Annotated in this window: 9 protein-coding genes and 1 tRNA gene; 5 read left to right on the top strand and 5 right to left on the bottom strand. The window is 47.5% G+C overall.

Annotated elements, in window-relative coordinates:
* Positions 1-186: 186 nt before the first annotated feature.
* The 4 genes from dusB to GQS64_RS03310 all read left to right on the top strand — a co-directional run bounded on the left by dusB (position 187) and on the right by GQS64_RS03310 (position 3,923).
* The gene (dusB, locus tag GQS64_RS03325) at positions 187-1,173 is read left to right on the top strand and encodes a tRNA dihydrouridine synthase DusB (protein WP_198230616.1); all 987 of its coding nucleotides are present in this window, start codon (positions 187-189) and stop codon (positions 1,171-1,173) included.
* Positions 1,174-1,175: 2 nt separating this feature from the next.
* Complete coding sequence (locus tag GQS64_RS03320) at positions 1,176-2,306, top strand: two-component system sensor histidine kinase NtrB (protein ID WP_198230615.1); 1,131 nt, start codon at positions 1,176-1,178, stop codon at positions 2,304-2,306.
* A complete protein-coding gene (gene ntrC, locus GQS64_RS03315) occupies positions 2,303-3,760 on the top strand; it encodes a nitrogen regulation protein NR(I) (protein WP_198230614.1) in 1,458 nt (485 codons plus the stop codon). The genes GQS64_RS03320 and ntrC overlap by 4 nt, the downstream gene beginning before the upstream one ends.
* A 73-nt stretch (positions 3,761-3,833) precedes the next feature.
* Positions 3,834-3,923: transfer RNA gene (locus GQS64_RS03310), tRNA-Ser, on the top strand.
* 712 nt (positions 3,924-4,635) lie between these two features.
* On the opposite strand, the gene pyc is transcribed toward GQS64_RS03310, so the two are convergent.
* Complete coding sequence (gene pyc, locus GQS64_RS03305) at positions 4,636-8,094, bottom strand: pyruvate carboxylase (protein ID WP_198230613.1); 3,459 nt, start codon at positions 8,092-8,094, stop codon at positions 4,636-4,638.
* 111 nt (positions 8,095-8,205) lie between these two features.
* Positions 8,206-9,087 carry a LysR family transcriptional regulator gene (locus GQS64_RS03300; protein ID WP_077990795.1) on the bottom strand — a complete coding sequence of 294 codons (882 nt, stop codon included), beginning with the start codon at positions 9,085-9,087 and terminating at the stop codon, positions 8,206-8,208.
* 94 nt (positions 9,088-9,181) lie between these two features.
* Here GQS64_RS03300 and GQS64_RS03295 point away from each other — a divergent pair, with 94 nt between their 5' ends.
* Positions 9,182-10,678, top strand: a complete 1,497-nt coding sequence (locus tag GQS64_RS03295) for a CoA-acylating methylmalonate-semialdehyde dehydrogenase (RefSeq protein ID WP_198230612.1) — start codon at positions 9,182-9,184, stop codon at positions 10,676-10,678.
* Positions 10,679-10,776: 98 nt separating this feature from the next.
* On the opposite strand, the gene GQS64_RS03290 is transcribed toward GQS64_RS03295, so the two are convergent.
* Genes GQS64_RS03290 through GQS64_RS03280 form a run of 3 tightly spaced genes read right to left on the bottom strand, consistent with a single transcriptional unit; the run spans position 10,777 to position 14,614 of the window.
* The gene (locus GQS64_RS03290) at positions 10,777-12,090 is read right to left on the bottom strand and encodes a c-type cytochrome (RefSeq protein ID WP_198230611.1); all 1,314 of its coding nucleotides are present in this window, start codon (positions 12,088-12,090) and stop codon (positions 10,777-10,779) included.
* Between the two features lie 8 nt (positions 12,091-12,098).
* On the bottom strand, positions 12,099-13,874 hold the full coding sequence (locus tag GQS64_RS03285) for a GMC family oxidoreductase (protein WP_198230610.1): 1,776 nt from the start codon (positions 13,872-13,874) through the stop codon (positions 12,099-12,101).
* Between the two features lie 2 nt (positions 13,875-13,876).
* The gene (locus GQS64_RS03280) at positions 13,877-14,614 is read right to left on the bottom strand and encodes a gluconate 2-dehydrogenase subunit 3 family protein (protein ID WP_198230609.1); all 738 of its coding nucleotides are present in this window, start codon (positions 14,612-14,614) and stop codon (positions 13,877-13,879) included.
* Positions 14,615-14,676: the final 62 nt, after the last annotated feature.

Raw genomic sequence — 14,676 nt, 5'->3', positions numbered from 1 at the left:
ATCTTACATTGTTCAATTCAAATGCGCATTTCAATTTATTTTTAACAGAACAAATCCCGATCTCTTTATTTTTTGCGCATAGAACCGATTTTGAATGCATAATCCTAGACATTGCATTGCCTTTTGTGAATAAAATGATAAAAGATTAGGCGTTTTTAAAATTGCACAACAAAAAGGCACTCGTGATTGTCCATTCTTTCCACTCCTCTTAAAGTTGGCAATCTGGAATTCAGAAACCGTGTTTTTCTTGCCCCTATGTCGGGGGTAAGTGATCTACCGTTCCGGCAAAGAAGTTGGCTCGCCGGTGCGGGCATGGTGGTTTCGGAAATGGTGGCGAGTGCCGAATTATGTTCCGGCGCGGTTGAAAGCCAAATGCGTGTGAATGGCAAAGGCCTTCCCCAGCATGTGGTACAGCTTGCCGGTCGCGACCCCGAATGGATGGCAAGAGCGGCTGAAATCGTTCAGGATAATCATGCCGATATGATAGATATTAACATGGGATGTCCGGCCAAAAAGGTCATTGGTGGATATTCGGGTGCGGCACTCATGCGCGACTTGAAACTTGCCATGTCATTGATAGAGGCCGTTTTGAAAGTAGCCAGAATACCTGTTTCACTCAAAATGCGGCTTGGTTGGGATGAAACAACAATCAATGCGCCGGAACTCGCACAAATGGCCGAAGCGGCCGGTATTGCCATGATTACAGTGCATGGCCGCACCAGAATGCAGTTTTATAACGGTCAAGCCGACTGGGATGCTTTGAAAAAAGTGCGTGATGTCATTTCAATTCCCATGGTAGCAAATGGCGATATTGGCAATCTTGAAGAGGCTGAAGAATGCCTGCGCCGCTCCGGTGCCGATGCTGTCATGATCGGGCGGGCAAGTTACGGTGCGCCGTGGCTCTCCGGTGAAATCGCAGGCCATCCTTTTTCAGCAAATCTCGGTGATTATGTTTGCGACCATTATCAGGCGATGCTTGATTATTATGGTGAAAATACCGGTCTCCGTCACGCCCGAAAACATATCGACTGGTATTTGAACAAACATGCCAAAGGAGTTTATAGCAGCGAAGAGCGGCAGGAACTGATGACTTCACGCAGTCCGGAACGTGTTCTTACATTAATAAATTCGATATTTTCAAGAGATTCGGTTCATCCGAAAAGGGCAGCTTGACAATGCAACAAAAAGCCAAAAATCCGGAGCAAAATCTGGCAGGTCTCGTACTTGATGCTGTTCGCCATCCGGTTATTCTCGTCGATAAGGACAATAGCATCGCCTATGCCAATGCCTATGCCGAACAATTTTTTAAAGCGAGTTCTTCTGTATTGGCGCGAAACAAGCTCGAAACATTCTTGCCCTTTGGCAGCCCCCTGCTCTCGCTTATCAATCAGGTGAGGGAAAAACCAAAACCGGTTAATGAATATCATGTCGATTTATCATCACCAAAACTGGGTTATGACAAGCTTGTCGATATTTTTGTCCAGCCGCTCTCGGAGATACCGGGTAGCGTTGTTGTGCTGTTTCAAGAAAAATCTATGGCCGAAAAGCTCGACCGGCAAATGACCCATCGGGGAGCTGCCCGCTCGGTTACCGGCCTTGCCTCGATGCTTGCCCATGAAATAAAAAATCCGCTTTCGGGAATACGCGGTGCTGCCCAGTTGCTTGAAAGTGTGGTTGGCGATGACGACCGCCAGTTGACACGTCTGATTACCGATGAAACAGATCGTATTGTTGCTCTGGTTGATCGTATGGAAGTGTTTTCCGATGAGCGGCCAATCGAACGTTTTCCGATCAATATTCATACCGTTCTCGATCATGTCAAAAGACTGGCGCAAAACGGTTTTGCAAAGAATATAAAATTTGTCGAAAAATACGATCCCTCGCTGCCACCGGTCTTTGCCAATCGTGACCAGCTTATCCAGATTTTCCTCAATCTCGTTAAAAATGCGACAGAAGCTCTGGAAAGTGTAAAGAACCCGACAATTACGCTTACCTCCTCCTATCGGCCCGGTATCAAACTTTCTGTTCAAGGGCGGCATGACAAAGTCACTCTGCCGATGGAATTCTGTGTGGAAGACAATGGAGCGGGTGTTCCCAAAGACATTCAGGAAAACCTGTTTGATCCGTTTATTACCAGCAAACCGAACGGATCCGGCCTTGGACTTGCACTGGTTGCCAAACTTGTAAACGACCATGGCGGGGTGGTCGAATGCGATTCACAACCGGGGCGTACGATATTTCGTGTTCTTTTACCTATGTGGCGGCCGGAAGAAACAGAACACAAGCACAGCGGAGAAACCGAATGACAAAAGGGATGATACTTGTTGCAGATGACGATGCAGCAATCCGCACCGTTCTCAATCAGGCACTCTCGCGTGCAGGTTATGAAGTGCGCGTCGCACCGAATGCTGCAATGCTGTGGAGATGGATTGCCAATGGCGATGGCGATCTCGTCATTACCGATGTTGTTATGCCGGATGAAAACGCATTTGACCTTTTGCCTCGCATTAAAAAGGCTCGTCCGGAAATTCCTGTGATTGTCATGAGTGCCCAGAATACATTTATGACGGCGATCAAAGCCTCGGAAGCAGGCGCATATGACTATTTGCCCAAGCCGTTCGATCTTTCGGAGCTTATCAATATTGTCGGAAGAGCCATGGTGGAGCCGCGCTCCGAAAACGAAAAGCCCAAATCCGATGAAACCGCCGATGCAATGCCGCTTGTTGGCCGTTCCGCTGCAATGCAGGAAATTTATCGCATTCTTGCCCGCATGATGCAGACAGACCTGACTGTGATGATTACAGGGGAATCCGGAACAGGAAAAGAACTGGTTGCCCGTGCACTTCACGAATATGGCAGACGCAGAAAAGGCCCCTTTGTCGCAATCAATATGGCAGCAATTCCGAAGGATCTCATTGAATCGGAACTTTTCGGGCATGAAAAAGGTGCTTTTACCGGTGCCAATATGCGTTCGAGCGGGCGCTTCGAGCAGGCCAACGGCGGAACCTTGTTTCTCGACGAAATTGGCGACATGCCGATGGATGCACAAACACGTTTGCTACGCGTTTTGCAACAAGGCGAATATATGACAGTTGGCGGAAGAACGCCGATCAAAACAGATGTCAGAATCGTTGCTGCAACCAACAAGGATTTACACCAGCTTATCAATCAAGGACATTTCAGAGAAGATTTGTTTTATCGGCTCAATGTGGTGCCGCTACGCATTCCCGCTTTGCGTGAAAGAGCCGACGATATTCCCGACCTTGTGCGCCATTTCTTCAAATTGGCCTCCGACAACGGATTGCCTTCAAAACATATCAGCAATGAGGGGCTTGATTTGTTGCGCCGTTATTCCTGGCCGGGCAATGTCAGGGAATTGGAAAATCTTGTACGCAGACTTGCCGCACTTTATCCGCAGGAAGAAATTGCGGTCGACGTTATCGAGACCGAGTTGAAAAATGAAACCGGTCTTCACGGCGCAGACAATCCCGTTTCGGTGAGTGACAATATAACGATTGGCGAAGCAGTCGAGATGAATATGCAAAAATATTTTGCTTCTTTCGGTAATGAGCTCCCCCCTGCCGGACTTTACCACCGCGTATTGGAAGAGGTCGAGTATCCACTTATTCTTGCCTGTCTTACAGCGACAAAGGGAAACCAGATCAAGGCAGCAGAGCTGTTGGGGCTTAATCGCAATACTTTGCGCAAAAAAGTGCGCGATCTCAAAGTGAACATTTATAAAGGCACGAAGGCAAATTAAATTTGGCTCAAAAAAATTCAAATAAGTGATTGACCTTTAGCCAGAACCTTGTAAAGACTTGCGCATCCTTTTTGGAGGGGTGGCCGAGCGGTTTAAGGCACCGGTCTTGAAAACCGGCGTGCAGGCGACTGTACCGTGGGTTCGAATCCCACCCCCTCCGCCATTTCAATCAAAAAAATATATATAAAACAATAATATCATTTACTTTTGTATTTTATCATCCCCCAACTCATCCCCCGATAATTCTTGAAGGGTATAGCAGCATAATGGACGGTAAAGAATTTTTGGGAGGCAAAACTGCATAGGACAGCATCACACAGCCTTCAATAGCGAAGGGGATACCCCTTCCGCTATATTCCATGAAAAAATAGGAAGAAGAGTTCTTTATATAAAATCTGCCGGAATTGTGCCGTAGATCGGTCAATATTATACACCAACCGAACTTTACTGTGCTGTTTGTTCCAAACAAAATACAAAGTTAAAGATATTCCTGTATCCAAATACAGTGCCGTAAAACCGGTTCTGATTGGACATGCATATAGTGTATCTATTCGCGACAGGCTCACTCCCCCTTACTGGTGTCTAAAGCTTTTCCTCTGCATGGACATTTCTCCCGAATGCAAGGGTATAATGCGTTGACATTGTGCGGAACATAGATATGCGAGCACAAAGGCTCGCATTAAAAATTTTACAGATGCAATTGTAAAAGTGAGGAAAACGGTTCGTCGCTTGACTGTCTTTATCATTGATAAAGAATGGAACCGAACCGGAAAGCCGAGACGACTTTATCCGACTTGTAACCGGTTCCGGCACAAGCAAACGAGAATAATAGTGCCGCGCCGGAACGGGATTGGTAAGAAAATAACAGTTAATATTTATTCCAAAACGACAAGCAGATCCTTGGCATCAATCTGGTCGCCCTGTTTGACCAGAACTTCTTTTACCGTAGCATTTTTATCGGCATGAAGGACTGTTTCCATCTTCATGGCCTCGATTGACACCAAAACATCGCCTGTCTTTACTTTATCGCCGACATGAACCGCAACAGAAGAGATCATACCCGGCATCGGAGAACCGATCTGGAAAGCGTTTCCGGCTTCCGCTTTAGGACGAATATTGTTGGACGAACCATGAGCACGATAATGCACATGGATGCGGCGTGGTTGGCCGTTCAACTCGAAGAATAATGTAACCATACCTTTTTCATCCGGTTCGCTACGCCCCAGATAATGGATGATTAACGATTTGCCGTTTTCGATTTCGACCAGTATTTCATTTTCCAAAGGCAGGCCATAAAAATAAACCGGCGTCGGAAGCGAGCTTACCGGACCATAGAGATTTTTGGCCACCACATAATCCGTGAAGACTTTTGGATACATCAAAAAAGACGCAAATTCCGCATCGTCAATATCACGTCCTGCTTTTTCGGTTGCGATCTTTCTTTCTTGTTCAAGATTTGCGGCTTTAAGCAAAGAACCGGGCCGAACTGTAAAAGGTTTTATGTCTTTGAGTATCTTTTTCTGTAAAGCAACCGGCCACCCGCCTTCAGGTTGTCCCAGATCACCTTTCATCATCGAGACAACCGAATCCGGAAACGCGATGTCTTTATCCGGATTTTCGACATCTGCAACTGACAGATTTTGGCTCACCATCATCAAGGCCATATCGCCAACAACCTTGGAAGAAGGGGTCACTTTGACAATATCGCCGAACATCCGGTTGACATCGGAATAGGCCTGCGCCACTTCATGCCAACGGCTTTCCAATCCCAATGAACGTGCCTGCTCTTTGAGATTGGTAAATTGCCCGCCCGGCATTTCGTGCAAATATACTTCAGAGGCAGGGCCTTTCAAATCACTTTCAAAAGCCGCATATTGTTGACGTACCGCTTCCCAATAGAACGAAATGCGGCGTATCCATTTGCTATCCAATCCGGTATCACGGTCGGTTCCTTTCAATGCTTCGACGATTGATCCGAGACAGGGTTGAGACGTATTTCCGGAAAACGCATCCATCGCAGCATCAACAATATCGACACCGCTTTCCACAGCAGCCAGTACAGATGCCGCTGCGATGCCGGATGTGTCATGGGTATGAAAGTGGATTGGCAGATCGGTAGATTCACGCAATGCTTTAAACAAAACACGTGCTGCGCGCGGCTTCATCAAACCGGCCATATCTTTAATGGCTATGATGTGGGCGCCTGCATTTTCCACTTCACGTGCAAGTTTCAAATAATACTTCAAATCATATTTCGGACGGGCACTATCCAGAATATCGCCTGTATAACAAATGGCGGCCTCGCAAAGTTTTCCTTCCTCAAGCACGCTGTCCATCGACACGCGCATGTTTTCCACCCAATTGAGACTGTCAAAAACGCGAAAAATATCAATGCCGTTTTTGGCAGCCTGACCGATGAAATATTTGACGACATTATCAGGATAGCTCTTATAGCCAACGCCATTGGCACCCCGTAACAACATCTGTGTCAAAATGTTGGGAATGGATTCACGTATTTTTTGCAAACGTTCCCACGGGTCTTCGGTCAGAAAGCGCATTGCAACATCGAAAGTGGCCCCACCCCAGCATTCAACCGAGAAGAGATCGGGCAGAGCTTTTGCATATGTTCCGGCAATCGTGACAATATCATGGGTACGCATACGCGTTGCCAGTAATGATTGATGCCCGTCCCGCATTGTCGTATCGGTAACAAGTACACGATCCTGTTTGCGTATCCATTCGGCAAATTTCTGCGCTCCCAACTCGTCTAGCCGGTTCTTGGTGCCGCTCCTGATATTCTGGTTATCGGTGACGGGTACGACAGGACGAGCCAAATGTTCGGACGGCTTTGAACGCCCTTTTACCTCAGGATGACCATTCACCGTGACATCGGCAATATAGGTCAGCAGCTTTGTTGCTCTATCCTGACGTTTTACAAAATTGAACAATTCCGGCGTGGTATCAATAAATCGGGTGGTATAGTCGTTGGCAGCAAATTTCGGGTGGCTGATGATTGCTTCCAAAAAAGTCAGATTGGTAGCAACACCCCGAATCCGGAATTCGCGAAGTGCTCTATGCATACGGGCAATAACTTCATCCGTTGTCGGAGCCCATGCTGTAACCTTTTCAAGCAACGGGTCATAAAAGCGGGTAATCACCGCCCCTGAATAGGCAGTGCCACCATCAAGACGGATTCCGAAACCTGTTGCACCACGATAGGCCGTAATCCGACCATAATCGGGAATAAAATTCTGTTCCGGATCTTCGGTGGTAATGCGGCACTGAAGCGCATGACCACGTATGCGAATGTCTTCCTGCTTCGGAATACCCGATTGTGGTGTACCGATCGCAGCGCCTTCCGCAATACGGATTTGCGCTTTGACCACGTCAATACCGGTTATTTCTTCCGTGACCGTGTGTTCAACCTGAATACGGGGATTAACTTCGATAAAGTAGAATTTGCCGCTATCGACATCCATCAAGAATTCGACAGTGCCGGCACCGATATATTTTGTCGCGTTTGCAATCTTCAAACCATAGGAAGCAAGTTCGCTGCGTTCATCGTCATTCAAATAGGGCGCGGGTGCGCGTTCCACTACTTTCTGGTTACGGCGTTGGATCGAACAATCCCGCTCGAACAAGTGCACTGCATTGCCGTGAGTATCTCCAAGAATTTGCACCTCGACATGACGGGCATGTTCAACCAATTTTTCAAGATAAACTTCATCCTTGCCGAAAGCCGCTTTGGCCTCGCGTTTTGCTTCCAATACTTCTTTCGCCAAATCGTCGGCTTTGCGAATGGTACGCATGCCGCGACCGCCCCCGCCCCAGGAAGCTTTCAGCATTAACGGATAGCCTATTTTTTCGGCGAGACTCTTTATCTCGTCGAGATCATCCGGTAGCGGATCGGTAGCAGGAACAACCGGAACGCCGATTTCGACAGCAAGATTGCGTGCTGCAACCTTGTTGCCCAGACGGCGCATCGTTTCACTCGTCGGGCCGATAAAAATAATTCCGTTTGCAGCACATGCATCGGCAAATTCGGGACTTTCCGACAAAAGCCCGTAGCCCGGATGGATTGCATCGGCTCCCGACAATTTGGCGACGCGGATGATTTCGTCAATTGATAGATAGCTTTCGATCGGTCCCATTTCGTGGTCGAGATGGGCTCCCCTGCCAATCAGATAACTTTCATCCGCTTTGAAGCGATGCAGTGCAAGCTTGTCCTGTTCGGCAAAAACAGCAACCGTCTTGATATTCAGCTCGTTGGCTGCGCGAAAAACGCGGATTGCAATCTCTGAACGATTGGCAACCAGAAGTTTACGAATGCCCATCTGTATATGTTCCCTTTTACTATTATTTTATATTGAGCCGGTAAATAGATCACATTCAATATTGTTTTTTGCACATCAACTGTGGAAGAAACTACCAAGATGAAATTGTTATTACTCGAAAAGAGAACGGTTTTTTTGCACAATGACCGCAATCATTGATGCAACCTCGCTCACCCGACGAATATTGCGTGCGGACTCGTGGTAGGATAGCCAATAGGCACGCTCGATTTTGTGGTCTGGCAATACAGGTATCAAATCATTATAATTTTGCGCTATATAGGAGTGTAACACCGCAATACCGGCGCCACTTCTGGCTGCTTCCAATTGCCCCAATGTGCTCGAAATCTGGAAATTGGATGTAAAATCACGACTGATTTCATCATTATAGGCAAGTGCCTGGGAAGCCACCAAATCTTCAACATAGCTTATGAGATGGTGCGCCTTAAGTTCTTCAATGCGTTCAGGAAGACCATATTCCTTGATATAATTACGATGGGCATAGAGACCCAGCCGATAATCGACAAGTTTGCGGGCAATAAGCCGCCCGTGTCTTGGTCTTTCAACTGTTATGGCGATGTCGGCCTCGCGCTGCGATAAAGAAAAGGATCGTGGCATAGGCACCAATTGCAAAACAAGATCGGGATAACGCAATAAAATATCATTTAAACGGGGAGCAAGAAAAGAAACCCCGAAACCATCAGGCGCTGCAATACGTACATGACCGGCAAGATTGATATTTTTGCCGCCAAGCTGTTCTTGCGCAAGTAACAATTCGGCTTCTATCTTTTCGGCACGCACCAGCAATTCTTCGCCGGAAGCCGTCAGGTCACAACCGGTGGTACGTCTTACTACCAATTGCGTTTTGAGTTCATCTTCCAATGCCGTGAGCCTGCGGGCAACTGTTGTATGATTAACAGACAAAAGTTTTGCTGCAGAAAGAAGTTGCCCTTTCCGTGCGACCGCCAAAAATATTTTTAGATCATCCCAGTTCATAATACATAATTTTGCACAACAGATAAGAATTATCCACCATTGTTTTTGTATAATAACACGTAACAATGGAGTCATAACTTCATTGGAGGAAGTAATGCAAGAATATGGTCATTTTATAAACGGTAAATCTGTCAAAGGTAAAAGCGGGCGCCAGTCCGACGTTTTTCTGCCTATGGATGGTTCGGTTCAAGCCAAAGTCGATTTGGCAACGAAAGCTGAAATCGACGAAGTGGTGAAGATTGCAGCAGCGGCACAACCTGCCTGGGCGGCTGTCAACCCGCAACGCCGATCGCGTGTGTTGCGCAAGTTTTTAACACTTGTCGAGGAGGAAATGAAACCGCTTTCGGAACTTCTCGCCAAAGAGCATGGCAAAACAGTTTCCGATGCTGCCGGAGATATACAGCGCGGTCTGGAAGTTGTGGAATTAAGCCTTGGTGTGCCCCATTTGACAAAGGGAGAATTTACTGAAGGTGCCGGCCCCGGCATTGACACTTATTCGATCCGCCAACCTTTGGGTGTCGTCGCCGGTATTACCCCTTTCAATTTTCCGGCTATGATTCCGCTTTGGATGGCCGGACCGGCAATTGCTTGCGGCAACGCTTTCATTCTCAAACCGTCCGAACGCGATCCGGGTGTGCCGCTCAGATTGGCAGAATTGTTTATCGAAGCCGGTGGCCCTGCCGGAATATTCAACGTTGTTAACGGTGACAAAGACGCAGTTAACGCAATTCTGGATAATCCCGATATTAAAGCTGTTAGTTTTGTAGGCTCGACGCCTATAGCCCGATATATTTACGAACGGGCGGCCGCAAATGGCAAACGGGTACAAGCTCTGGGCGGCGCCAAAAATCACATGTTGATTATGCCGGATGCCGATCTCGATCAGGTTGTAGATGCATTGATCGGAGCCGGTTATGGTTCTGCCGGTGAACGTTGCATGGCGATCTCGGTCGCAGTCCCCATCGGAGAAGATACAGCCAACCGGTTAATGGAAAAGCTTATTCCCCGTGTCAAAGCCTTGAAGGTTGGCACTTCGCTCGATCCTTCAGCCGATTATGGCCCGGTTGTAACAAGAGAAGCCCAACAGCGTATCCTCAATTATGTCGATATCGGTGTCAAAGAAGGTGCAAAACTGGTCGTCGACGGGCGCAACTTCAAACTTCCAGGCTATGAAAACGGCTTTTATGTCGGCCCCTGCCTGTTTGATAATGTCACCAATGAAATGCAGATATATAAAGAAGAAATCTTCGGGCCGGTTCTTGGCGTTATTCGTGCCAAGAATTATGAAGAAGCTCTCGCTTTGCCAACCACACATTTATTCGGCAATGGCGTGACTATTTTCACGCGTGACGGTGATGCCGCGCGGGATTTTGTCAGTCGCGTAGAAGTTGGTATGGTCGGCGTCAATGTGCCGATACCGACACCGGTTGCCTACTATACTTTCGGTGGCTGGAAAGCTTCCATTTTTGGTGATTTGAACCAACATGGACCGGATGCGTTCCGCTTCTTCACACGCACCAAGACGGTCACGTCGCGTTGGCCCTCGGGTATTCGCAGCGGCGCCGAATTCTCGATGCCGACTATGAAATAAGTTTGAACAATCCGGGGTATTACGAAGAATACCCCGGATTTTTTAAAGTTTTACCGATATCGAGAGCAACCTTGGCTCAAAGCCCGACCTGTCGAGTATCATTCCCCTAACGGTTTTCTTGCTTTCAACGTTTCACGCATTTTGGCAACTTCGTCAGGCGAAACCGCAGGTGCCGCATTGCCCCACTCATTACGGATATAGGTCAACACATCGGCAGCCTGCTGGTTTGTAAATTTCCATGCAAAACCCGGCATTGACGCACCCGTCGGATTAAACCGGGTGATCGCTCCTTGGGAACCGACCAGCAGAACACGTGTCAAGCTTTCACTACTTCCACCTTTAATCCCGTTATTGCCTTTGAAAGCCGGAATCATATCGGCGACACCTGTTCCATTGGATACATGACAGGCAGTGCAATTGTCGTTAAAGATGCGTTTGCCATTGACCATTTGCGGGTTATCGGCCGATAAAGCTTGCAGTTTCACTGCACCGTGATCCGGCAATGATTTGATATAAATCGCCATGGCTTTCAAATCGTCGTCGGTGAAATACTGGAAGGATGCCTTGACGGCCTCTGCCATCGGGCCGGATGCAACAGTTACATGGTTGCTGCCGGTTTTCAAATATTGAACCAACGAAGCTTCATCCCAATTGCCCAACCCTTCGTCTTTGGAACCGGTTAGTGATGGTGCATACCAGTTTTGCAACGTCGCTCCGGTGTAACGACGGGAATTGATTTCGGCGCCAAAAGCATTACGTGACGTATGGCACATGGAACAATGTGCAGCTCCCTGAACGAGATAACGACCGCGGTTCCATTCCGGTGATTGGTCTTTCGCAACCTTTATATCCGAGGCATCAAAGAACAGCCGTTTCCAACCAAGCATCAGAAAACGGATATTGAAGGGAAATGATAACCGGTTTTCGACAACCTCATTATGAACAGGCGTTACAGTTTGCAGATAGTTCCACAAATCATGAATATCCTGATCGCTCATCTTGACATAGGATGTATAAGGCATTGCCGGATAAAGCGGGCCATTCGGCCCCTTGCCATTGCGCACAGCATCGGCAAATTGTGCTTCTGTCCAATTTCCTATACCGGTTTCTTTATCCGGCGTAATATTGCTGGCATAAAGCATACCGAAGGGCGTCTCTACCCCGAAACCGCCAGAAAGATCAGCCTTATGATCTTTGGTTTGGTGACAGGCAACACAATCGGCAGTCAAGGCAACATATTGCCCGCGTAAAATACTTGCCTTCAGCTCGCTATCATCTTTCCGGTCAGAGCCTTTACTAGCAAATTGCGAACTATCGTAATTGCGCGACGGCATTGTTACAATTCCGCCAACTGCCACGATAACACCCAGAACAACGAGGCCAAGGATAATTTTAAAAAATCTCTTCATCATCCCCCTCCTCAAACACGTACCAACGGACCGGGAGCCGGTATATATTTTTCTATAATTGCGCGTGCAGTCCACAGTGCCAGTGCACCGACTGTTGCGGTAGGATTATAGCCGGCATTATTGGGAAATGACGACGCTCCCGATACGAATACGTTATGCACATCCCAGCTTTGTTGATAGCGGTTCAAAACGCTCGTTCTGGGATCTTCACCCATCACTGCGCCACCAATTGTGTGATCGCTCGCTGTGTCATAGCCGGTGAAATTTGCTCGTGCAGAATTTGTACCGACAACATGTTCGGCTTTCATGGCGTAACCGATTTCGACACTTTTTTGCTCAATAAATCGGGCAGAACGACGATCATTTTCATTATAATTGAAGGTCATTCTCAACAATGGTTGTCCATGGCCGTCTTTATAAGTGGGGTCGAGATCAAGGTAGTAATCCTTGTGGGAATAGCTTGTACCCTGCCCGAAAACGACAGTCGCGTTCTGAAACGCATGTTTATAGGCTTTTTTCCACTCTCTTCCCCAACGCGGAGTACCGGGCGGGAGAAAGTCTGTATTTCCGATGGGGCGGGAACCTCTGGTAACAACCAGAATGCCCGCGCCACCAATAAAATCGAGATTTGAATGATCGAAACAATCGCCATTGAAATCGTCAATCTGGGCAGACAAGGCACCCGAACCGGCGAACTGGTTGAGATATTCGTTCTTGAAGAAAATGCTTGCGCCGGAAACTGTCTGGAAACAATAAGCGCGACCGACCGTACCTTCTCCGGATACCGGATCGTAAGGCTTGCCAATTTTTGAAAGCAGCAACAGGCGCACATTATGCAACTGGAATGCGCTGAACACTACAATATCGGCAGGTTGTTCCCATTCTTCACCGGTATGTTTATCAATATAGCTCACACCGGTCGCAGTTTTGCCGTCGGGTGCAAGATTGGCTTTAAGAACGGTTGAATCTGCAATAACTGTAAAATTCTTGCGTTGCATCAAGGCTGGAATAACACAATTGTTCGGCGTTCCCTTTGACCAGTTTCCGCAACCATAATAGAGGCAATAACCACAATAGGTACATGGTGCCATATGGATGTTGAACGGATTGGTATAGGCAGCAGATGTCTGGGCTGCCGGTACCATGAACGGATGATAGCCCATATTTGCCGTTGCTTCGGTAAAAATATCCGTCAAACGTGTTGTTTTCAAAGGTGGCAACGGATATTCGTTTTGACGCGGTTCTTCAAACGGATTGCCGCCTTCAATAATTTTACCCTGAAGGTTACCGGCTTTGCCGGAAATACCGGCAATTTTTTCATAACGATCGTAAAACGGCTCCAGATCTTCGTAGCTGACACCCCAATCCTGTACGATAAGGCCATCAACCAGTTTTTCTTTACCGTAACGCTCGGCAATCGTTGTCATCGGCTTGAAATCATAGGCCGTAAAACGCCATGCCATTCCTGCCCAATGGGCGCCTGCACCACCGACATTATAGCCCATGTCGAAAGTGCTCCAGTCACGCACCGGCAAGGCTGTTTGTGTGCGATCATTACGCACCGTGATGGTTTCTATGGCCGGCGGTAAAATCAGGTCACGACGTGTATCCCAACGTAATTCATCCGCATCGACAGCAGGCGGATGGTCGGTCGAGGTTTCCAACCATGGCCCCCGTTCGATTGCAACAACATCAAGACCAGCGCGGGTCAGTTCTTCGGCAATCAAAGACCCTGCCCAACCAAGACCGACGATGACAACATCGGCTTTAGGACGACGATTTGTCATAATCAGATTCCTTGTTTATGATTGCTACGCATAACGAGACTGATAGGCTCGATGCCGAGATTTTCGCCTTTGCGATCCATTGCAAAACGGAAATCGTAACGGGCACCCGGAAAGCCCAGCATCTTCCAGCTTGCCATTCCTTTGTTACCCCCATATATCGGATCCGAAAGATAGCCTTCACGGACGTTTTGCAGCATGAGTTCAAAAAGAGCTTTGGGATGAACATTGTCGGGTAAAGGCAAAGTTCCTTCTTCCATAGCCTCCAATATGGCTATCTGACGTTCGTTCGATAGTTTATCAAAGCTCTTGCCATCCGTATTTTTGCAATATGTATCAAGTGCAGCCAAACCGATTTTATAGCGTTCAGCCGGAGAAAATGAATATTGCGGGCCTTGTTCAGGTGTGCCTTTCAAAAACGGGCCAACCAGATATTGTTTTGTTCCCTTGCCGAATGCACCGGCCAATTGATTGTCGATAAAGGTTACACAACCGGCTTCTTTCCCGCCAATACCCAATTCATCCGACGGAATAAAACAATCGGCAATTGCACCCATCACATCGGCTTCGGATTGTGTGAAAAAAACAAGTTTATGTTCATCAATAACAGGATAAAACGACGTAGGCGTTGCATCGGCCTTCCAGGGCATTGTGCTGTTTATAATTGTCGCACAACCTTTCTGGACAAATGTTCCCGCCACCATAAATCCCGTTAACATTGTAATAAATTCACGGCGTCTCATCAGTCTAGGCTTTCAATATCAATGTATTTCTCGATTTCCGTATTTTTAAGTCAATAGAACTT

It is taken from the genome of Bartonella sp. P0282 (assembly GCF_048452985.1).
Classification (GTDB): Bacteria; Pseudomonadota; Alphaproteobacteria; order Rhizobiales; family Rhizobiaceae; genus Bartonella; species Bartonella choladocola.
This window is presented reverse-complemented; position numbering and strand designations above follow the sequence as displayed.